The sequence below is a fragment of the Pseudomonas sp. AU11447 genome (genome assembly GCF_001672555.2).
Classification (GTDB): Bacteria; Pseudomonadota; Gammaproteobacteria; order Pseudomonadales; family Pseudomonadaceae; genus Pseudomonas; species Pseudomonas nitroreducens.
Genome location: NZ_LZDG02000022.1, coordinates 37,255 through 56,900 on the forward strand (window position 1 = coordinate 37,255; position 19,646 = coordinate 56,900).

Here is a 19,646-nt window from a genome sequence, read left to right on the forward strand (position 1 = left end):
AGGTGCAACGGGAACACTGGCGACTCCCATTGCACCGGAGTTGCCCCATGCGACACCTCTACGCCCCCGCGTTCTTCTTCGGCTTCATCGGCCTGGCCCTGTACCTGGTCGGTGAAGGCGTTTCGCTGCTCTGCCTGCCGGCGCTGTTGCCGCTGGCGATCCTGCTGGCCTCTCTTGCCGAGCGGTTCTGGCCGTATCGAGCGGGCTGGAACGAGAGTCACGGCGATGGCGCCCGCGACCTGGCCCACGCGCTGGTCAACGAGACGCTGAATGCCTTGGGTATCGCCGCCATTCCGTTGATGGCTTTGTGGTTGCCACATTTCGCCCTGTGGCCGGTGGACTGGCCGCTGGCGCTGCAATTGCTGGCGGCGCTGTTGATCGCTGACTTCGGCATCACCCTGGTGCACTACGCCAGCCACCGTTCCGCGCTGCTCTGGCGTCTGCACGCGGTGCACCACAGCGTGACGCGCATGTACGGCTTCAACGGCCTGATGAAGCACCCGCTGCACCAGATGCTCGAAGCCCTGGGCGGCACGCTGCCGCTGCTGTTGCTCGGTGTTCCTGTGGAGGTTGCGGCGTTGCTGGCCTTTGCCATCGCCATCCAGTTGCTGCTGCAGCACAGCAACGTCGACATGCGCATCGGTGTGCTGCGCCAGGTGTTCGCCTGGGCGCCGCTGCACCGCCTGCATCACCTGAAGTACGGCACTGCGGGCGACGTCAACTTCGCGCTGTTCTTCAGCTTCTGGGACCGCCTGCTGGGTACCGCGCTGTACCTGCCCGGCTATGAGTTGGCAGAGGACGACCTGGGCATCGGCGACCGGCCGGACTACCCGCTGGCGTACTTCGCGCAGCTTGGCGAGCCATTCCGCCGTGGTGGTGCGCTGCACCCGCCGGCGCCATTGCCGGCAGGGCTGCGCCGCGTACTAGTCGAGTAGCCGCAGCTTCAGTTGGCGCAGCGTCAGGTCGGCGCGGATGCCGAACTGGCTGCGCACGCTGCGGGAGAAGTGCGCGGAGTCGGCGAAGCCTGCCGCGATGGCGGCGCTGGTCAGGCTATCGCCGGCCATGGCCAGACGCAGCGCCTGGCGTAGCCGCTGCCAGAGCACCAGGCGGCGCACCGACAGGCCCAGCGTGCCGCTGAACAGCCGCTCCAGTTGGCTCAACGATAGCGCGGCTTCTTCGGCCAGTTCCTGGGCGGGCAGGGCGCCATCGTCCAGGGCGCGGATGCGTTGCAGGGCCTTGCCCAGGCGCGGGTCGAGTTCACGGCGAGGCAGGGCTTGCAGTTGCGCGGCGAGCGCTGGCAGGTCCGGCCCGGTTGCTCGGCAGACGCGCTCCAGGTCGGCCAGCTCGAAAGCCAGCGGTTCGGCGAAGAGGGTGATGACGGGCTGCTCGCTGGCCTGAATGGCATGGCGCCGGTTCGACGGAATCACCAGCAGCGACCCTCGCTGCGGTTGCTCGTCCACCAGCGCCTGCACCTCGTCTGCGCGAGCCATCAGCAGCTGATGCGCGTAGTGCGCGTGTGGGCGGGCATGGCCGGTGGTGCCGGCGACCAGGCAGAAGTCCGCGCCCAGCCACAGCTCGCCTTGCCAGGCCCGTTCAGTCGGCTGCATGGCGTGCCAGCCATTCTTCGCGGGTCAGCTCCCAGGTTTCCCGCGGCAGCACGCCGCTGACGAAACGGCCTTCGCTGCTGTCGATGCAGCGCATGCCTTCGCGTTCGGAAATGCGCCGCGAGCCCTGGTTGACGATGGCCTTGGGCACCTGCATGAGCGGCCGCTCCAGGGTCAGGAACCAGTAGCGGGTGACCGCTTCGCAGGCCTCGGTCATGTAACCCCGGCCTTGCCACCTCGGCGCGAGCCAGAACCCCCGGTGATTGCCGGGTTGGTCGAAGAGGGAAATGCTGCCGATGGCGTCGCCGGGTTCGCTGGCCAGGCGGATCATCCAGTGCCACTCCTCGCCGCGCGCCATTGCCGGCAGCGCCAGGTCGCGCACGTAGGTCAAGGCACCGTCATCGGGATAGGGCCAGGGCACGCGGCTATCCAGATAACGCACCACTTCCCAGTGCGGGAACAGGCGCTGGATGGCGTGGGCATCCGCCAGTTGCAGGGGCGTGAGCAGCAGACGCTCGGTACGCAGGGTGGGCAGGCTATCCATGTCGAGGTCCTGTGTTCGGACGAGCAGTCTGCGGCTTTTCGCTCGCCCTTGGCCAGCCGGATGACGCGCCCGGTCCGAATGGTCGGGCGACCCCGCACGGATTTCCTACACTCCCATTCCGGCCGGCGCCTTCGCCCCGGCCCGCTGAAGAGAGGTTGTCATGGCCCGCATTGTCAGAATCCACCAATACGGTGACGCCAGCGTCCTGAAACTGGAAGCGGTGGACGTGCCCGCGCCAGCGGCGGACGAGGTGCAGATCGCGGTCAGGGCTTTCGGCCTGAACCGCGCCGAAGTGATGTTCCGCAACCACGCTTACCTGCAGGAAGCCGAGTTCCCCAGCCGCCTGGGCTACGAGGCAGCCGGTGTGGTGAGCGCGGTGGGGAGTGCCGTGAAGAATGTCGAGGTAGGCGATGCGGTGAGCCTGATCCCGCCGCTGGATATCGCCCGCTGGGGCACCTACGGCGAAGTGGCCAATGTGCCGGCGTACCTGGTGGTGAAGCACCCGCAGAACCTCAGCTTCGAACAGGCCGCCGCGTCCTGGATGCAGTACGTCACTGCCTGGGGTGCGCTGGTGGAGCAGGCGAAGCTGTCGAAGGGCGAGTTCGTGCTGGTCACCGCCGCGTCCAGCAGTGTCGGCCTCGCCGCTTTCCAGATCGCCCGCATGGTGGGCGCCACCTCCATCGCCGTCACCCGCACCCAGGCGAAAAAACAGGCGCTGCTGGAGGCGGGTGCCGATCACGTGATCGTCAGCGACGAAGAAAATATCGTCGAGAAGGTCATGGCGCTGACCGACGGGCAGGGCGCCCGCGTGGTGTTCGACCCCATCGGTGGTCCCGGTTTCGAGGTGCTCACCCAGGCCATGGCCCGCGGCGGCATCCTTCTCGAATACGGCGCGCTGAGCCCGGAACCGACGCCGTTCCCGCTGTTCACCGTGCTGGGCAGGAGCCTGACGCTGAAGGGTTACCTCTACGCCGAGATCGTTGCCGACCCGACGGCGCTGGAGCGCGCCAAGGCGTTTATCGTCAAGGGGCTGGAGTCCGGTGCGATGCGCCCGGTGATCGCGCGGACCTTCCCGCTGGAGCAGATCCAGGACGCCCATCGCTTCCTGGAAGCCAACCAGCAGGTGGGCAAAATAGTCGTCACGGTCTGACGCGGGACGCAAGGCCACGGGCGCCCGGCAATTCGCTGCCGGGCGCCGGGGCTTCACTGACGGCCGGCGGTGACGCCACCGTCCACCGGCAGCACGGTGCCGGTGATCCACGAGGCCTGGTCGGAAGCGAGGAACAGGATCGCCGCCGCGACGTCGCCCGGCTGGCCGTTGCGGCCCAGTGGATGGAAGGCGTTGAAGGTGGGCAGCACCTGTTTCACCTGTTCGGCATCCATGAAGGTGCCGTAGACCGGCGTCTCCACGACGGCCGGGGCCACGGTGTTGATGCGGATGTTCGAGCCGGCCAGTTCGATGGCCAGGTTGCGAGTCAGCGCATGCACACCGGCGTTGGCGGCGGAGTAGGCCGCCGACGGCGTGGCGCCGATGGCCTGGATGGCCCACAGCGAACCGGTCTGCACGATGGCGCCGCCGCCGCGCTGCAGCATGGCCTTGGCTGCCGCCTGGGCCATGAAGAACTTGCCCTTGAGGATGGTGTCGAGGAAGGCATCGTATTCCTCAGGGCTGACTTCCAGGAACGGCTTGGGCGTGAAGATGCCGGCGTTGTTGATGAGGATGTCGACGCCGCCGAACTCGCGCTGTGCCAGTTCGACCAGCGCCTGGGCGGTGGCCGGGTTGGCGATGCTGCCGGCGAGGGTGCGTACGCGTTGGCCGCTGGGGTCGATCTCACAGGCTGCGGCTTGCAGCTTGGCGCCATCGCGGCCGCCGATGACGACGCTGGCGCCGGCTTCGACGAGGCGCCGCGCGACTTCCTTGCCGATGCCTGAGCCGCCGCCGGTGATGATGGCGACCTTGTTAGAAAAACTATTCATGGTGGGAATCCTCGTTGTGTCCGGGAGGACAGTGGCCTGCGATTGTCGAGCCCTGCTCGGAGATGCGTATCTGCTATCCTCCTGGCATGGATAAGGCTCTGGTCCGGTACGCATTGTCGAACCGGGCGAGGCGGCCAACAACGCAGAAGATCTTCGCTGGCGGAATAGAAAAACTATCGATGACCACTCCGGCCTACCTGAACGCACTGCGCGCCTTCGATGCAGCAGCACGGCACCTGAGTTTCTCTGCCGCGGCGGCGGAGCTGAATGTCACCCCGGCGGCAGTCGGCCAGCAGGTTCGCAATCTCGAATCGTGGCTGGGCGTCGCCCTGTTTTCCCGTGCCAGTAGCGGAAACGCGCGGCTGACGCTGACCGATGCGGCACGCGCGGCGCTGCCGGATATCCGCGAAGGTTTCGAGCGCCTGGCGACCGGCCTGGCACGGCTGAAGGATACCGGTGTGCAGGCCGGGCTGACGGTCGCGGTGAGTCCGGCCTTTGCCTCGAAATGGCTGCTGCCGCACATCGAGGGTTTCCAGCAGGCTTACCCGAGCCTCGATGTACTGCTGGACACCAATGCGCGCGCAGTGGATTTCCAGATCGAACGCATCGATGTCGGCGTGCGCTATGGCCGTGGAAAATGGCCCGGGCTGCAGGCGGTGCAGCTGATGAGCGAGACGATCTTCCCGGTGTGTGCGCCAGACTTCCCGTTGCTCAGGGGCGGCAGGCTATCGGCCAAGGCGCTTGAGCGCGCCACGCTGATCCACGATCTGTCGATGGCCCACGATCCGGACTTCCCGACCTGGCGCATGTGGCTGGACGCCGCCGGCCATGGCGAGGTCGAGGCGAGCCATGGCCTGCGCATCAACAACTCGGCGGCGGTGTTGCAGGCGGCGATGGATGGCCAGGGCCTGGCGTTGGCCCGCAGCGTGATGGTGCGTGATGACCTGGACGCGGGGCGGCTGATTCGGCCGTTCGCCGACCGGGGTGTGAACTGCCCACTGACCCAGGCCTACTACGTGGTCTATCGCCCGGAGTGTGCCGAGCTGCCCAAGGTGCGGGCGTTTCGCGACTGGCTGCTGGCCGAAGCAGGGGCAGTGAGGCGGTGCGCCCAGGCTGAGTCCGATTCCCGGCGTGAGCCGTCGACGAACCCTTTCTCGATCTGATTCTTGAGCGCTTCACTGCGCGCTCAGGAGCAGGTGTCGGGGCCCATTCAGGCTGAGCTGTGCTGGGCGAAGGCCAGGTGATAGCCGTTGCAGTCGCGCACGCCGAATTCCCGCGAGCCGTAGGGCATGTCCTGCAGGGGCCAGGCGATCTGCGCCTGCTCCTTTACCGCGTCGTAGTAGCGTTGGATGTCGGCCAGTTGCAGGTAGAGGGTGCCGGAACAACCTGCCTCGCTGCCCCACAGGTCCTGCGCGGTGAACAGCAGGCGGCAGTCTTCCAGCTGCACGGTGAGCGTCCCGTCGGCGGAGTCGGTCACGGCAAAGCCGAGCACGTCGCGGTAATGCTCGCGGGTGAGGTCCACGTCGTGGCAGCGCAGCAGCAGAGTCAGCGGCATGGGAACTCCAGAGGTGGGAGCGAAATCCGGATGATGGCACGGCCTGGGCCGGTCGTCAGCGCAGAGAGATTCGCCGTCGTGTGGCCATGGCTGCACAAGGCAGCGGCAAGATAAGGGACGGCTTGTGGAGGGCGAGAGGGCTTACTTGCGCAGGACGTAGATCCGTACCCCATCCACGCCGGGGATCACGTTGCAATGGTGGATCTGGGAGAAGCCCAGGCGCTGGAACTCACGTTCCAGGGCGCGCGCATTGGCGAAGTCGGGGCCGATGGGGTGCGGGTCCGAGCCGCAGGGGCAGGGCTGTGTGTCGTCGAGCGAATTCGAATTGCCGATGCGGGCGAACAGGATCACGCTGTCGCGGGTCACCGGAATCCATTGGTTCAGCAAGCGGATATTGCGGCTGTTGCAGGCGGTCTGGGGGATTTCCGGAAGCAGCAGGCAATCGACCGAGCCCTTTCGCAGTTCTGCGTCCTCCAGCGGCGCCGGCAGGTCGCGGATCCGTCGTTTCATCGCTTCGGGCAGCTTGCGGTGGGCGTCGGCCAGCGAGTCGCTGGACGGGCAGGTCGCGACGATGATGCGGTTGCTGTGCTCCAGCAGCACGGGCCAGGAGGCGCCGGGCGACTGTGAGACTTCCAGCATCAGGATCGGCTCCTCGGCCATGCGCAGGGCCAGGCGCAGCAGACGCTTTTCCCGCCACTGGCGAATCCGCCGGCATAGCCCGCGACCGGACGAGCTGCCGGCCAGGGCATCGTGCTGGTGTCGGGAAGAAGGGGTGAACAGGCGCTGGGGATCGTTCATGGGCGTCGACTCGTCAGTTACAGCCCATTGTCGAATCGCGCGATCAAGGTCTCGTCAAGGACATGTGAAAAAGACGTAGAGAGGGATTTTTCGTGCGCCGTTGCCTTGATATTCAGGTGAACGGTTCCGGATCGTGGGCAATTCACGAATCCCGCAGCTTAATTTGACGATTTCTTTTCCTTCTACCTTGTAGTGTCCCGCCCGGGTGCCGGTACCGGCGCCGACTTGCGCAGCGTTGTGCTGCGCAGGAAAGACTTCTACAAGGACACCCCATGCAACTCTTCCGCTCGGCTCCGACGCGCTTCCTGGCGCTGGTCGCCTTGCTCTGGCTGATCGTCTTCTTCCTGACCCGATTGGCCCTCCTGGTCGGCCATCTGCCCGAGGTGGGCACGGCCCATGTGGCGGTATTCGCCATTGGCCTGCTCTACGACCTCAGCTTCCTGGTCTACGCCCTGTTGCCGATGGGTGTGGTCCTCCTGCTGATGCCCGCGCGGGTCTGGCGCAGCGCCAGTTGGCGCTGGCTGCTGGCGGCGATGCTGTTCACCAGCGTCTACGTGATGCTCTTCACGGCGGTGGCCGAGTGGCTGTTCTGGGACGAGTTCGGGGTGCGCTTCAACTTCATCGCAGTCGACTACCTGGTGTATTCCGACGAGGTGCTGAACAACATCCTCGAGTCCTATCCCATCGGCCTGTTGCTGAGCATCCTGGCGCTGCTTTCGCTGGGCGTGACCCTCGCGCTGTTCAAGGTCCTGGGTCGCCTGCGTGACGCCGAGGTGCCGCCGCTGTCGCGCCGCCTGCTGGGTTGCGCCGGCCTGGTGGCGATGGCGCTGGCGGCCGGTGTCCTGGTCGACCAGGATGCCCCGCGCGGCCAGGATGGCAATACCTACGCCCGCGAGCTGGCGAGCAACGGGCCGTACCAGTTCTTCGCCGCGTTCCGAAACAACGAGCTGGACTATCCGCAGTTCTACGCGACCCTGCCGCCCGAGCAGGTCACGCAGCGCATCCGTTCGGAACTGGCCGAGCCCAATGCGCGCTTCACCGGCACCGGGCCGATGGACATCCGCCGCAGTATCGCCAGCGAAGGTGCGCCCAAGCGCTACAACATCGTCCTGGTGACCATCGAGAGCCTGAGCGCCAAGTACCTGGGCAGCAACGGCGACGAGCGCGACCTGACCCCGAACCTGGACGAGCTGCGTCGCAACAGCCTTTACTTCAACAACTTCTATGCCACCGGCACCCGCACCGACCGTGGCCTGGAGGCCATCACCCTGTCGATTCCGCCCACGCCGGGGCGCTCCATCGTCAAGCGTGTCGGTCGCGAGAGCGGTTTCGCCAGCCTGGGCCAGCAGTTGAAGAACGTCGGCTATGACGCCGTTTTCCTGTACGGCGGCCGCGGTTACTTCGACAACATGAACGCCTTCTTCGGCGGCAACGGCTACCGCATCGTCGACCAGTCCAGCGTCGCGGAGTCGGATATCCACTTCAAGAACGCCTGGGGCATGAGCGACGAGGATCTCTACGCCCAGGCGATCAAGGTGGCGGACGAGGATCACGCGCGCCAGCAGCCCTTCCTGCTGCAACTGATGACCACCTCGAACCACCGCCCGTACACATACCCGGACGGCCGTATCGACATCCCCTCGGGCGAAGGGCGTGACGGTGCGGTGAAGTACACCGACTACGCCATCGGCCAGTTCCTCAAGGCGGTGAAGGGCAAGCCGTGGTTCGACAACACGCTGTTCGTGTTCGTCGCCGACCACACCGCGGGCAGCGCCGGCAAGGAAGACCTGCCGGTGGCGAACTACCAGATTCCGCTGTTCATCTACGCGCCCAAGCTGCTGCCGGCCGGCGAGCGTGCGGAACTGGCGAGCCAGCTGGACCTGGCGCCGAGCCTGCTGTCGATCCTCAACCTGAGCTACACCTCGACCTTCTACGGGCGCAACCTGATGGTCCCGAACGCCTTGCCGCCGCGCGTGGTCATCGGCAACTACCAGCACCTGGGCCTGTTCGATGGCCGCGACCTGGCGATCCTCAGCCCGCGCGGCGAACTGCGCCGGCACAACCAGGCCCTGGGGGCGAGCACGGAAGTGCCGGCACAGGCGGACGATCCGCTGGTGGCGCGGGCGATCAGCTACTACCAGTCGGCGAGCCATGGGTTCAGTCATCACCTGCTGGATTGGAAGCCGGCGGCGGGGCAGTGACCACGACGACATTGCGTTCCGCGCAGCGCCGTTGATTTTCCTCCCAGAGGAAAGCTTTGGGCTCGACTCGCTTTCACAGGGAGTCGAGCTGCCCTGCATCGGAAACGCACTCTCCCGATCCTCGGGCATCCCCGCGGTGGCACGGCCGGGCATGATGCCAGGCTGGTGCGCCGGCACGAACTGACCTTCGATCCGTCTCTCACGGGTCTTTGACTGGCCCGAAAAAACGGTCAGTCAGCCGCCTTTCCGCCTTTTTTGCGGCATGAAGCCGAACAGCCTTCGATTATCTTTTGTACGTGTGTACAGAAATCTCTTGCGCGCGCCGATTTTTGTCGCTAATAATCTGTACGACTGTCCAAAATCAATCCGACAGAGAGCGCTTTGGCAGCCGCATTGAGGCGATAACAACCATCATAAGACCGCAGGTGCAACTTCGTCCTATGCCTGTACGGTCGTACAAAAACAAGTGTCTTGCGAGGTGTGGGATGAAGGAAAAGCAACCTGGGGAGCCATCCTCCGGCGTAACCCGTCGTGACCTGGTGAAAGGGACGATGGGGCTTTTGTGGGCCGGCGTGTTGCTGGGCGGCTTGCCGCTGCCGGCATTCGCCGAGCCGAAGAAGGGCGGGCGACTGGTATTCGGTCTGGCCGGCGCGTCGACCACCGACAGCCTCGATCCGGGCCTGGCCGAAGACGACTTCATGATGCTGCTGAGCCAGGCGCTGCGCGGCAACCTGGTGGAGATCGACAGCAGCGGCAACGCCATTCCCGAACTGGCCGAGTCCTGGGAGTCCTCGCCGGACGCCAGGGTCTGGACCTTCAAGCTGCGCAGTGGCGTGCAGTTCCACAACGGCAAGCCCTTCGTCGCCGATGACGTGGTGGCCACGCTCGACTACCACCGCAAGGACGGCTCCAAGTCCCTGTCCAAATCGATCGTCTCGCAGATCGACGAAGTGAAGGCGGTCGATGACTCGACGGTGCGCGTCAGCCTCAAGGGCGGCAACGCCGACTTCCCCGTGCTGATGAGCGACTACCACCTGAGCATCCTGCCGCGTGGCGCTGACGGCCAGGTCGACTGGCGCTCCGGCGTGGGCACCGGCGGCTACATGCTCAAGGAGTACAACCCAGGCGTCCGTGCCTTTGTAGTGCGCAACCCCAACTACTGGAAACCGGGCCGGGCGCACGTCGAGGAGGCAGAGCTGATCGCCATCGCCGACTCCGTGGCACGGCAGAACGCGCTGCTCACCGGTAAGGTCAACGTCATCAACCGCGTGGAGATCAAGACCCTGTCGCTGCTGCAGCGCAGCAACAAGGTGAAGATCGCCGAGGTCACCGGCCTGAACCACGCGACCATGCCGATGATCGCCAAGGTCAGCCCGTTCCAGGACAACAACGTGCGCCTGGCGCTCAAGCACGCGGTGGACCGCGAACAGTGGGTGAAGTCGATCCTGCGCGGCCACGGCAGCGTCGGCAACGACCACCCCATCGGGCGTCAGCAGAAGTACTTCAACAGCGAACTCGCCCAGCGCCAGTACGATCCCGACAAGGCGCGCTTCTACCTCAAGCAGGCCGGGCTGGACAGCCTGGACATCAGCATCAGCGCCGCCGACGCGGCCTTCGCCGGGGCAGTGGATGCCGGCGTGCTGTTTGAGGAAAGCGCGCGCAAGGCCGGCATCAACCTCAAGGTGGTGCGCGAATCCAACGACGGTTACTGGATCAACGTCTGGTCGAAGAAGCCCATGTGCATGTGCTACTGGACCGGCCGCGCCACGCCGGACTGGATCTTCAGCCAGATCTACGCCAGCGGCGCGTCCTGGGGTGACACCCAGTGGAACAACGAGCGCTTCGACAAGCTGATGCTGCAGGCCCGCTCCGAGCTCGACGAAGCCCGGCGCAAGGCCATCTACTGGGACATGCAGGCGATGCTGCACGACGAGGGCTCCACCGTGGTGCCGATGTTCATGAACCACATCATGGGCATGGGCAACGACGTGGTGACGTCGCCGACCGTGGCCGGCGACATGGCCCTGGACGGCATGCGCGCGATCGAGCGCTGGTCGCTGGCGTGAAGCGGGAGAACGGGATGAGCAACCTCGACTGGCATTCGGTCAGCGCGGACGACACGCGCAGCCTGCGCAACGTCTTCGGCACCTTCATGACCGGCGTCACCATCGTCACCACCCGCGAGGGCGACGGCACGCCGCGCGGCTTCACGGCGAACTCCTTCACATCGGTCTCGCTGAGCCCGGCGCTGGTGCTGGTGTGCATCGCCAAAAGCGCCGGCAGCCTGGCGGTCTTCAGCGCGGCCGAGCGCTTCGCCGTCAACATCCTCGGCGACTGGCAGCGCGACCTGTCGAACCGCTTCGCCGGGCGCTCGGCCGACAAGTTCGCTGGGGTCGAGCTGTTGTCCTGCGAGGCCGACGTGCCGTGCCTGGCCGACAGCCTTAGCGTGCTCAGCTGCCGGCGCCACAGCCTGGTGGAAGCGGGCGACCACGTGATCCTGATCGGCGAGGTGCAGCGCTACCGCAGCAGCGTGGGTAGCCCGCTGGGCTACTTCCGCGGCAGCTACATCGACTTCGCCGAAGGGGCCAAGGCCATCCAGGTGGAGCGCGGCAGTGCGCTCAAGGTCGGGTGCCTGATCGCCCGCGACAACGGTGTGCTGCTGGTGCGCGAGCCGGGCCAGGAGCACTGGAGCATCCCGGAGGTGTTCTGGCGGGCCGGGGTGAGCCAGAAGGCGGTCATCGATGAGGTCTTCCGCCGGGTCGGCCTGGTAGGCGAGGTGTCGTTCATCTACTCGATGTTCGAGGAGGCGGGCGACGACTTCACCCGCCTGGTCTTCCGCGCCGATGCCAGCGCCGAACTGGCGTTGTCCGGCGACGCCGGGCGGGAAGTGCGTGTCTTCCGTGCCGAGGACGAGCCCTGGCTGCTGGTCCGCGGCGACTACTGCATCAGCATGCTCCACCGCTTCTTCAGCGAGCGGCAGGCCGACAGCTTCGGCATCTACTGCGACACCGCCGATGGCGGACGAATTGCCGGCATCGCGGGCAAGCCCGTGCATTGGCTGGACTGGAAACACTAAGACCACCGAGTGGACAACAACATGGAATTCAACCATTTCCTCAGCTCCTACCTGCCCGATCCGGATGCCTCCGGCAAACAGCTCTACGAGCACATGGTCGAGCAGGCCGTGGTGGCGGAAGAGGTCGGCTATGCCGGCATTTCCATCCCCGAGCACCATCTGATCAATATCCTGCTGGTGCCCTCGCCGCTGCAGATGGCGGTGAAGATCGCCGCGGTCACCCGGCACATCGAACTGGCTACCTCCATCGCCGTGCTGCCGATCCGCGACATGCGGGTATTCGCCGGCGAAGTGGTGCAGGCCGATGCCCTGTGCGACGGCCGGCTGGTGCTGGGCGTGGGACGCGGCGCCTTCAAGTACGAGATCGAGATGCTCGGCGTGCCGATGAACGAGACCCGCGAGCGCTTCGACGAATCCCTGGCCGTGCTGCAGGCCCTGCTGACGCGCAAGGAAGTGAGCTGGGACGGCAAGTACTACCAGTTCGGCCCGCTGACCGTGATGCCGCGCCCCGAGCGGGAGATTCCGCTGGTAGTGGCGAGCATGGCGCCCGAGGGCATCCAGGCCTGCGCGCGCCAGGGCTTCTCGGTGCAGACCACGCCGCTGAGCGGCGACCACCAGATGCTGCTGGACCAGGTCAACGCCTTCCGCCGTGGCAACGCCGAGGCGAAAGCGAAATCCGCCAGGCGCGCCCGGCTGTCGCTGCAACGCGCGACCTATCTCGCCCGCGATGAAGCCGACGCCCGCGAGAAGCTGCAACTGGCCTACGAGTACTACCGCCGCTTCGACAACGTGTTCACCGGGCCGGGCATCGTCCATGGCGGTGGCATCGAAGCGCTGCCACGCCAGCAGTCCATCGAGGAGCTGGGCAGGAACCTGCTGATCTGCACCCGCGAGCAGATGATCGACCAGCTTTCCGCCTATGCCGAGGCCGGCATCGATGAAGTGATCATGACCGCCAATTTCGGCCAGTCCCAGGAAGACAGCCTGGACATGATGCGGCGCTTCGGCGAGCAGGTCATTCCGCACTTCAGTTCCCGCTCGAACCAACCCAACCTGAACAAGAGGACCGGCTGATGCCCCTGCTTACCGTAGAACTCTTCCCCGGACGTACCCCCGAAAAGAAGCGCGAGCTGATCCAGGCGCTGACCGACACCTACCTCCAGGTCTGCGGCGGCAAGGCCCAGGCGGTCACCATCCTGCTCAAGGAGGTGGATCAGGCCGACTGGGGCGTAGGCGGCCGCAGCTACGCAGAGATCATCGCAGAAGCAAAGGCCCAGGGCTGAGGAGGCGCGTGATGAGCAAGGCAATCGATTGCGCCTATGTAGTGGACGGGCAGGGACCCGCCCTGGTGATGGTGCACGGCATCGGCGCGCGCAAGACCGGCTGGGACAAGGTCACCGAGGCGCTGAAGGACAGCTTCACCTGCATCCGCTATGACCTGCGCGGCCACGGCGAATCGCCGCTGCCGACCGAGGAGTTCGGCCTGGAAGAACTGGTCGAGGACCTCGAAGCGCTGCGCGCGCGGCTGGGCATCGAGCAGATGCACATCATCGGCCACTCCCTCGGTGGGATGATCGGCCCCGCCTATGCGCACAAGTATCCGCAGCACGTGCTGAGCGTCGGGCTGCTGTCCACCGCGGCATTCCGCTCGCCGCAGGACAGCGAGAATGTGCGCAAGGTGGTCCGCGCCATGGAAGAAAAGGGCATTGGCCCGGTGCTGGATACCCTGACCCAGCGCTGGTTCACCGAGAGCTTCTGCGCGGCGCATCCGGAGGTCATCGAATGGCGCAAGCAGCAGGTGATGGACACGCCGGCCGAGGTGTTCCTCAACGTCTTCCACATCTACGCGGAGACCGAGATGGCGCCCTGGCTGCATGAAGTGAAGCAACCGTGCCTGGTGCTCACCGGCGAGTTCGACGGCGGCTGCAATCCGGGCCTGAACCGGCAGATCGCCGAGGCGTTGCCGCACTCGCAGCTGGTGGTACTGCCGGACCTCAAGCACGCCATCCTGATCGAAGCGAGCGACCAGGTGGTGCCCCACCTGAAAGCCTTCCTGGACAAGGCCTCGCACTAACACCTGCCGATACGCCGGAGGAGGGTGGGCACTGCCCAACCCTCCCCGTAACCGCCCAGAAACCGCCCAGAAACCAGAAAAACAACAACAACTGCCCAACCGATCAGCAGGTCGATACCATGGCTTTGATTTATCCCATTCTCTTGCGGCGCATTCTTCTCGGAGCCCTGACCCTGTTGGGCGTCTCCGCACTCATCTTCGCGGCGGTGCAGCTGCTGCCCGGCGACATGGCGCAGAAGCTGCTCGGCCAGTCCGCCACGCCCGAGGCGCTGCATGCCCTGCGTCACGAGCTGGGGCTGGACCAGCCCGCGCTGAGCCGCTACCTGCACTGGCTGCTGGGCAGCCTGCAGGGCGACTTCGGCACCTCGCTGTCCAACGGCCGGGCGGTGTCCGAACTGATTGGCCAGCGCCTGCTGAACACGCTGTTCCTGGCTGGCTACACGGCACTGATCGCGGTGCCGCTGGCGCTGCTGCTGGGGCTGTTCGCGGCGCTCTACAAGGATTCGATCTATGACCGGGTGGTGAACATCGTCTCCCTGGCGGCGGTGTCGCTGCCGGAGTTCTTCATCGGCTACATCCTGATCCTCTGGTTGGCGGTGAAGCACCCGCTGTTTCCTTCCATCGCCGACGTACCGGCCTCGGCGAGCCTGCTCGACCACCTGCAGGCGGCCTTCCTGCCGGCGCTGACGCTGACCCTGGTGATCACCGCCCACATGATGCGCATGACGCGCATCGCGGTGCTCGACCTGCTGCAGCTGCCCTACATCGAGATGGCCCGGCTCAAGGGCCTGTCGCGGCTGAAGATCGTCCTGCGCCATGCGTTGCCCAACGCCTGGGCGCCCATCGTCAATGTCATCGCGGTGAACCTCGCGTACCTGATCACCGGCGTGGTGGTGGTCGAGGTGGTGTTCGTCTACCCCGGCCTCGGGCAACTGATGGTGGACTCGGTGATCAAGCGCGACGTCATGGTGGTCCAGGCTTGTTGCTGCATCTTCGCGGTGGTCTATATCGGCATCAATCTGCTCGCCGACGTGCTGTCCATCGTTACCAATCCGCGCCTGCTGCATCGCCAGTGAGAACGAGCCGATGAATGCCTTGATCGCAACCTTCAAGCAGATGACCTGGACCGCCCGCATCGGCCTGCTGATCATCCTTTTCTACACCTTCCTCGCGCTGTTCGGCCCGCTGGTGGCACCCTTCGGCGAGACCGAGATCGTCGGCGGCGAATACGACCCCTGGAGTGCGCAGCACTGGCTGGGCACCGATGCCCTGGGGCGCGACATGCTCTCGCGGGTGATCTTCGCCGCGCGCAACACCATCGGCATCGCGCTGCTGTCCACCGCGCTGGCCTTCTTCATCGGCGGTTCGCTGGGGCTGATCGCCGCTGCCATGGGTGGCTGGGTGGACAGCGCACTGTCACGCCTGGTGGATGTGCTGATGGCGGTGCCGCAACTGATCTGCGCGCTGCTGTTGCTGACCATCTTCGGCACCAGCATCGCCAACCTGGTGTTCGTCATCGCCCTGGTGGACGCCACGCGCATCTTCCGCCTGGCGCGCTCGGTGTCGCTCAACGTGGTGGTGACCGACTACATGGAAGTTGCCCGGCTGCGCGGCGAAGGGCTGTTCTGGCTGGTGGCGGTGGAACTGCTGCCCAACGTGCGGGCACCGCTGGTGGCGGAATTCGGCCTGCGCTTCTGCTTCGTGTTCCTGACCATTTCCTCGCTGTCGTTCCTCGGCCTGGGGCTGCAACCGCCGCTGGCGGACTGGGGCAGCATGGTCCGCGAGAACGCCTCGCTGATTTCCTTCGGCGACCTGACGCCATTGATCCCCGCCGCCGCCATCGGCGTGCTGGCGATCGCCGTCAACTTCGTTGCCGACTGGTTCCTCGCCCAGCGGCGATGACCGTCCTGCCCACGTATTGTCCGAGGACACGCAGCATGAGCGAACCCCTACTGAAGATTACCGGCCTGCGCATCGAAGCCGGCGGCGCGGACGGCTGGAGCGAGATCGTCCACGGCATCGACCTGCAATTGCAGCGCGGCAGGATACTCGGCCTGGTCGGCGAGTCCGGCGCCGGCAAGTCCACCATCGGCCTCGCCGCCATGGGCTACACCCGCGACGGCTGCCGCATCAGCGGCGGCGAGATCCTCTTCGACGGCATCGACCTGCGCCAGGTGCCCGAAGCGCAGCATCGCGAGCTGCTCGGGGCGCGCATCGCCTATGTGGCGCAGTCCGCGGCGGCGAGCTTCAACCCGGCGCACCGGCTGATCGACCAGCACTGCGAGAGCGCCCTGGAGCACGGCCTGGCGCCCCGCGAACAGGCGCGCCGGGATGCGGTGGAACTGTACCGGAAGATTTCCCTGCCTGAGCCCGAGTCGATCGGCGAGCGCTATCCGCACCAGGTGTCAGGCGGCCAGTTGCAGCGGATCATGACGGCCATGGCGATGTCCTGCCGGCCGGACCTGATCATCTTCGACGAACCGACCACGGCACTGGACGTCACCACGCAGATCGACGTCCTGCTGACCATCCGCGAGCTGGTCCGCGAGTTCCAGGTGGCGGCCATCTACATCTCCCACGACCTCGCCGTGGTGGCGCAGATGGCCGACGAGGTGATGGTGCTCAAGGATGGCCACATGGTCGAACGCGGCGACAAGCGCCGGGTGATCGCCGAGCCGCAGGCGGACTACACCCGCTCGCTGTGGGCGGTACGCAACCTCGCGTGTGAGGCGCGTCCGCCGGTGGCCGCCGACCAGCAACCGCTGCTGGAACTGCGCGGCGTCCGCGCCGGCTACGGCAATAAACAGGTGCTCGACGACGTGTCGCTGAAGGTCTTTCCGGGGCGCACGCTGGCCATCGTCGGCGAGTCCGGCTCGGGCAAGTCGACGCTGGGGCGCTGCATCACCGGGGCCTTGCCCAGCCGCGAGGGCTGCATCCTGTTCCAGGGCAGGCCGCTTGCGGGGCATTACGCCAAGCGCAGCCGGGACGAGCTGCGTTCGATCCAGATGATCTACCAGATGGCTGACACCGCGCTGAACCCGCGCCACCGCATCGGTGACATCGTCGGGCGGCCGCTGCAGTTCTACGGCGGCCTGAGTGCCGCGCGACGGGAGGAGCGGACTCGCGAATTGCTCGATGCCGTGGGCCTGGAACCCGGCCGCTTCATGGCGCGGCGGCCGGGCGAATTGTCCGGCGGGCAGAAACAGCGGGTGGGCATTGCCCGCGCCCTGGCGGCGGACCCGGCAGTGATCGTCTGCGACGAGATCACCAGCGCCCTCGACCAGCTTGTCGCGGAGGGAATCCTGCGGCTGATCGACGACCTCAAGCAGCGCCTGGGCATCACCTACCTGTTCATCACCCATGACCTGTCGGTGGTGAAGTCCATCGCCGACGACGTGCTGGTGCTCAAGGCTGGCCGCGTCGTCGATTTTGGCGACAAGCAACGGGTGTTCACGCCGCCGTGCGACAGCTACGTCACGCGCCTGCTCGACAGCATGCCGCAGATGGACCCGGACTGGCTCGACGGCCTGTCGCAACGGGGCGTGGCCTGAACTCATTTCCGCTCAAGGAGCAAACCCATGACCGCAACAACCCTGCAGGACTGGAGCGAGCGCGCTGCAACGCTCGCCATCGAAGGTCGCTGCTTCATCGACGGTGACTACTGCAGCGCGCAGGACCTGCGCACCTTCGACAAGGCCAGCCCGCTCGACGGGCGCCGCCTGGCGGCCATAGCCCGTGGTGGCGCAGCTGACGTCGAGCGCGCCGTGGCCAGCGCGCGCCGGGCATTCGAGGCCGGGCACTGGTCGCGCATGGCACCGGTGCAGCGCAAGCGCATCCTGATCCGCTTCGCCGATCTGCTGGAAAGCCACGCCGAGGAGCTGGCGCTGCTGGAAACCCTCGACATGGGCAAGCCCATCGCCCATTCCCTGGCCACCGACGTGCCCGGCGCGGCCAACGCCATTCGCTGGTCCGCCGAGGCCATCGACAAGGTCTACGGCGAGATCGCCGCCACCGCCGAGGACCAGCTGGGCCTGGTCACCCGCGAAGCCGTGGGCGTGGTCGGCGTGATAGTGCCGTGGAACTTCCCGTTGCTGATGGCCAGCTGGAAGCTCGGCCCGGCGCTGGCGTGCGGCAACTCCGTGGTGCTCAAGCCGTCCGAGCGCTCGCCACTGACGGCTATCCGTATCGCTCGGCTGGCCTGCGAGGCGGGCATCCCCGAAGGTGTGCTGAACGTGGTGCCGGGCTATGGCGCCGAGGCCGGCGACGCCCTGTCGCGGCACATGGACGTCGACGCCATCGCCTTCACCGGCTCCACCGGCGTGGCCAAGCGCCTGATGGTCGCCGCCGGGCAGTCCAACCTCAAGCGCGTGTGGACCGAGGCCGGTGGCAAGAGCCCGAACATCGTCTTCGCCGATGCGCCCGACCTGCGCGCGGCGGCTATCAGTGCCGCCTCCGCCATCGCCTACAACCAGGGCCAGGTCTGCACTGCCGGTTCGCGCTTGCTGGTGCAGGAGTCGGTGCGCGAAGAGTTCCTCGAGCATCTGCGTGAAGCACTGGCCGCGTGGACGCCGAACGACGCCCTTGATCCGACCAGCCGCTATGGCGCGTTGGTCGACAGCCAGCATCTGCAATTGGTGCAGGGCTACATTGCCAGCGGCCTGGAGGAGGGCGCCCGGCTGGTGGCCGGCAGCGGCGAAAGCGAGGGTTGCTACCTGGCGCCGGTAGTCTTCGATGGCGTGCGTAACGACATGCGCATCGCCCGCGAGGAAATCTTCGGCGCCGTACTTTCGGTCATCAGCTTCAAGGATGCCGAGGAAGCGGTGGCCATTGCCAACGACACGCCCTACGGCCTGGCGGCGGCCTTGTGGACGTCCAACCTGTCCCGCGCGCACCAGGTTTCGCGTGCGCTGCGGGCTGGCTCGGTGTGGGTCAACCAGTACTCGGGCGGCGACATGACCGCGCCCTTCGGTGGTTTCAAGCAGTCCGGCAACGGGCGGGACCGGTCGCTGCACGCCTTCGACAAATACACCGAACTCAAGGCGACCTGGATCAGGCTCTGAATGAAGTAACTTTTGACCATGACGGACGCGGGGCGGAATAATCCGCCCCAACTGCCAACCTTGGAATCGGCACGCCATGTCACAACAGAAGGTGGCGCAGCAGAAAGCGGCGCAACAGAAAACGAAAAAGGTCTACGACCCTGAATTGCGCCGCGAGGAGATCATCAAGGCTGCCTTTCTCTGCCTGAGCGAAGAGGGCTACGCCAAGCTGTCCGCGCGTAAGGTGGCGGCGCGTGCCGAGATGGCGCTGGGGCACATCAGCTACCACTTCAAGGACATGAACGAGCTGCTGGTGGAGGCCTACAAGTACGCCTCGCACCAGCTCTACGAAGCTACCCGTGCGGGGCTGGTGGCCGAGCCGCGCACGTCCATGGCGCAGCTGGAAGTGTTCCTGCGCAGTGGCTTCACCAGCACTTTCCTCGACCGCAGCTACTTGTCGGTGCGCATCGACCTGTGGTCCGCCTCGCTGTTCCAGGAAGACATCGCAGATACCGAGCGCAAGCTCTACGCCATCTACCGCGAACGCCTGGTGGAAATCCTGCGCAGGATTGCCGAGGAGCGCGAGGTGGGCGCCGAGCGTATCGAGAAGTCGGCGGACGCCATCATGGCCATGCTCGATGGCTTGTGGCTGGACTGGCAGCGTCGGCGCAACATGAAGGCCATCGAGCATGGCATCAGTGCCTGTCTCGATCTGGTGGCGTTCTACATGCCCGAACCCGGGCGCTGAAGCACCGCGCGGGGAGCGCCTGTTCGGCTA

The 19,646-nt window shown here is 66.0% G+C and carries 19 protein-coding genes; 14 read left to right on the top strand and 5 right to left on the bottom strand.

Translation table 11 applies throughout. From position 1 onward, the window contains the following. The first annotated feature begins 47 nt into the window (after positions 1-47). A complete protein-coding gene (locus A6723_RS05510) occupies positions 48-935 on the top strand; it encodes a sterol desaturase family protein (protein ID WP_054909878.1) in 888 nt (295 codons plus the stop codon). On the opposite strand, the gene A6723_RS05515 is transcribed toward A6723_RS05510, so the two are convergent. Beyond that, the gene (locus A6723_RS05515; protein ID WP_054909877.1) at positions 924-1,607 is read right to left on the bottom strand and encodes a helix-turn-helix domain-containing protein; all 684 of its coding nucleotides are present in this window, start codon (positions 1,605-1,607) and stop codon (positions 924-926) included. The genes A6723_RS05510 and A6723_RS05515 overlap by 12 nt on opposite strands. Further along, positions 1,594-2,148 carry a GNAT family N-acetyltransferase gene (locus tag A6723_RS05520; RefSeq protein ID WP_054909876.1) on the bottom strand — a complete coding sequence of 185 codons (555 nt, stop codon included), beginning with the start codon at positions 2,146-2,148 and terminating at the stop codon, positions 1,594-1,596. Before A6723_RS05520 ends, A6723_RS05515 begins: the two co-directional genes overlap by 14 nt. Before the next feature lie 160 nt (positions 2,149-2,308). Between A6723_RS05520 and A6723_RS05525 the strand changes: the two genes are divergently transcribed. Further along, entirely contained in the window at positions 2,309-3,298 is a 990-nt protein-coding gene (locus A6723_RS05525) for a zinc-dependent alcohol dehydrogenase family protein (RefSeq protein ID WP_054909875.1), read from the top strand. A gap of 53 nt (positions 3,299-3,351) precedes the next feature. On the opposite strand, the gene A6723_RS05530 is transcribed toward A6723_RS05525, so the two are convergent. Then, positions 3,352-4,125 (bottom strand): SDR family NAD(P)-dependent oxidoreductase, encoded by a 774-nt coding sequence (locus tag A6723_RS05530; RefSeq protein ID WP_054909874.1) that lies wholly within the window; start codon positions 4,123-4,125, stop codon positions 3,352-3,354. A 179-nt stretch (positions 4,126-4,304) separates the two neighbouring features. Here A6723_RS05530 and gcvA point away from each other — a divergent pair, with 179 nt between their 5' ends. Further along, positions 4,305-5,288, top strand: coding sequence for a transcriptional regulator GcvA (gene gcvA, locus A6723_RS05535; RefSeq protein WP_082450780.1), 984 nt, complete (start codon positions 4,305-4,307; stop codon positions 5,286-5,288). A 47-nt stretch (positions 5,289-5,335) separates the two neighbouring features. Here gcvA and A6723_RS05540 read toward each other — a convergent pair whose 3' ends face one another. Both A6723_RS05540 and A6723_RS05545 read right to left on the bottom strand, forming a co-directional pair. Further along, complete coding sequence (locus tag A6723_RS05540) at positions 5,336-5,680, bottom strand: glyoxalase/bleomycin resistance/extradiol dioxygenase family protein (RefSeq protein WP_054909872.1); 345 nt, start codon at positions 5,678-5,680, stop codon at positions 5,336-5,338. A gap of 141 nt (positions 5,681-5,821) precedes the next feature. Further along, the gene (locus tag A6723_RS05545; RefSeq protein ID WP_054909871.1) at positions 5,822-6,478 is read right to left on the bottom strand and encodes a hypothetical protein; all 657 of its coding nucleotides are present in this window, start codon (positions 6,476-6,478) and stop codon (positions 5,822-5,824) included. 272 nt (positions 6,479-6,750) lie between these two features. Between A6723_RS05545 and A6723_RS05550 the strand changes: the two genes are divergently transcribed. From A6723_RS05550 to A6723_RS05600, 11 genes are all read left to right on the top strand, one after another. Further along, positions 6,751-8,679 (top strand): LTA synthase family protein, encoded by a 1,929-nt coding sequence (locus A6723_RS05550; RefSeq protein WP_054909870.1) that lies wholly within the window; start codon positions 6,751-6,753, stop codon positions 8,677-8,679. 551 nt (positions 8,680-9,230) lie between these two features. Then, the gene (locus tag A6723_RS05555; protein WP_233297837.1) at positions 9,231-10,745 is read left to right on the top strand and encodes an ABC transporter substrate-binding protein; all 1,515 of its coding nucleotides are present in this window, start codon (positions 9,231-9,233) and stop codon (positions 10,743-10,745) included. Positions 10,746-10,759: 14 nt separating this feature from the next. Then, positions 10,760-11,755 carry a flavin reductase gene (locus tag A6723_RS05560; protein WP_054909868.1) on the top strand — a complete coding sequence of 332 codons (996 nt, stop codon included), beginning with the start codon at positions 10,760-10,762 and terminating at the stop codon, positions 11,753-11,755. A gap of 21 nt (positions 11,756-11,776) precedes the next feature. Beyond that, entirely contained in the window at positions 11,777-12,829 is a 1,053-nt protein-coding gene (locus tag A6723_RS05565; RefSeq protein WP_054909911.1) for an LLM class flavin-dependent oxidoreductase, read from the top strand. Further along, positions 12,829-13,038 (top strand): tautomerase family protein, encoded by a 210-nt coding sequence (locus A6723_RS05570; RefSeq protein WP_054909867.1) that lies wholly within the window; start codon positions 12,829-12,831, stop codon positions 13,036-13,038. Before A6723_RS05565 ends, A6723_RS05570 begins: the two co-directional genes overlap by 1 nt. Before the next feature lie 11 nt (positions 13,039-13,049). Beyond that, positions 13,050-13,829 carry an alpha/beta fold hydrolase gene (locus tag A6723_RS05575; RefSeq protein WP_054909866.1) on the top strand — a complete coding sequence of 260 codons (780 nt, stop codon included), beginning with the start codon at positions 13,050-13,052 and terminating at the stop codon, positions 13,827-13,829. 119 nt (positions 13,830-13,948) lie between these two features. After that, a complete protein-coding gene (locus A6723_RS05580; protein WP_054909865.1) occupies positions 13,949-14,905 on the top strand; it encodes an ABC transporter permease in 957 nt (318 codons plus the stop codon). Positions 14,906-14,915: 10 nt separating this feature from the next. Further along, positions 14,916-15,731, top strand: coding sequence for an ABC transporter permease (locus A6723_RS05585; RefSeq protein ID WP_024763491.1), 816 nt, complete (start codon positions 14,916-14,918; stop codon positions 15,729-15,731). Between the two features lie 35 nt (positions 15,732-15,766). Beyond that, positions 15,767-17,380, top strand: a complete 1,614-nt coding sequence (locus A6723_RS05590; RefSeq protein WP_054909864.1) for an ABC transporter ATP-binding protein — start codon at positions 15,767-15,769, stop codon at positions 17,378-17,380. Between the two features lie 27 nt (positions 17,381-17,407). Next, positions 17,408-18,889 carry an aldehyde dehydrogenase gene (locus tag A6723_RS05595; RefSeq protein WP_054909863.1) on the top strand — a complete coding sequence of 494 codons (1,482 nt, stop codon included), beginning with the start codon at positions 17,408-17,410 and terminating at the stop codon, positions 18,887-18,889. 76 nt (positions 18,890-18,965) lie between these two features. Next, positions 18,966-19,616: a TetR/AcrR family transcriptional regulator gene (locus tag A6723_RS05600; RefSeq protein WP_024763488.1), complete on the top strand. Its 651-nt coding sequence runs from the start codon at positions 18,966-18,968 to the stop codon at positions 19,614-19,616. The last annotated feature ends 30 nt before the right edge of the window (positions 19,617-19,646 follow it).

Bases quoted from the DNA above. Each gene is read 5' to 3' on its own strand.
- A6723_RS05515 (WP_054909877.1), bottom strand. From the start codon at position 1,607: ATGCAGCCGACTGAACGGGCCTGGCAAGGCGAGCTGTGGCTGGGCGCG.
- A6723_RS05590 (WP_054909864.1), top strand. From the start codon at position 15,767: ATGAGCGAACCCCTACTGAAGATTACCGGCCTGCGCATCGAAGCCGGC.
- A6723_RS05510 (WP_054909878.1), top strand. From the start codon at position 48: ATGCGACACCTCTACGCCCCCGCGTTCTTCTTCGGCTTCATCGGCCTG.
- A6723_RS05540 (WP_054909872.1), bottom strand. From the start codon at position 5,680: ATGCCGCTGACTCTGCTGCTGCGCTGCCACGACGTGGACCTCACCCGC.
- A6723_RS05565 (WP_054909911.1), top strand. From the start codon at position 11,777: ATGGAATTCAACCATTTCCTCAGCTCCTACCTGCCCGATCCGGATGCC.
- A6723_RS05595 (WP_054909863.1), top strand. From the start codon at position 17,408: ATGACCGCAACAACCCTGCAGGACTGGAGCGAGCGCGCTGCAACGCTC.
- A6723_RS05580 (WP_054909865.1), top strand. From the start codon at position 13,949: ATGGCTTTGATTTATCCCATTCTCTTGCGGCGCATTCTTCTCGGAGCC.
- gcvA (WP_082450780.1), top strand. From the start codon at position 4,305: ATGACCACTCCGGCCTACCTGAACGCACTGCGCGCCTTCGATGCAGCA.
- A6723_RS05600 (WP_024763488.1), top strand. From the start codon at position 18,966: ATGTCACAACAGAAGGTGGCGCAGCAGAAAGCGGCGCAACAGAAAACG.
- A6723_RS05530 (WP_054909874.1), bottom strand. From the start codon at position 4,125: ATGAATAGTTTTTCTAACAAGGTCGCCATCATCACCGGCGGCGGCTCA.
- A6723_RS05585 (WP_024763491.1), top strand. From the start codon at position 14,916: ATGAATGCCTTGATCGCAACCTTCAAGCAGATGACCTGGACCGCCCGC.
- A6723_RS05570 (WP_054909867.1), top strand. From the start codon at position 12,829: ATGCCCCTGCTTACCGTAGAACTCTTCCCCGGACGTACCCCCGAAAAG.
- A6723_RS05560 (WP_054909868.1), top strand. From the start codon at position 10,760: ATGAGCAACCTCGACTGGCATTCGGTCAGCGCGGACGACACGCGCAGC.
- A6723_RS05575 (WP_054909866.1), top strand. From the start codon at position 13,050: ATGAGCAAGGCAATCGATTGCGCCTATGTAGTGGACGGGCAGGGACCC.
- A6723_RS05555 (WP_233297837.1), top strand. From the start codon at position 9,231: ATGGGGCTTTTGTGGGCCGGCGTGTTGCTGGGCGGCTTGCCGCTGCCG.
- A6723_RS05525 (WP_054909875.1), top strand. From the start codon at position 2,309: ATGGCCCGCATTGTCAGAATCCACCAATACGGTGACGCCAGCGTCCTG.
- A6723_RS05520 (WP_054909876.1), bottom strand. From the start codon at position 2,148: ATGGATAGCCTGCCCACCCTGCGTACCGAGCGTCTGCTGCTCACGCCC.
- A6723_RS05545 (WP_054909871.1), bottom strand. From the start codon at position 6,478: ATGAACGATCCCCAGCGCCTGTTCACCCCTTCTTCCCGACACCAGCAC.
- A6723_RS05550 (WP_054909870.1), top strand. From the start codon at position 6,751: ATGCAACTCTTCCGCTCGGCTCCGACGCGCTTCCTGGCGCTGGTCGCC.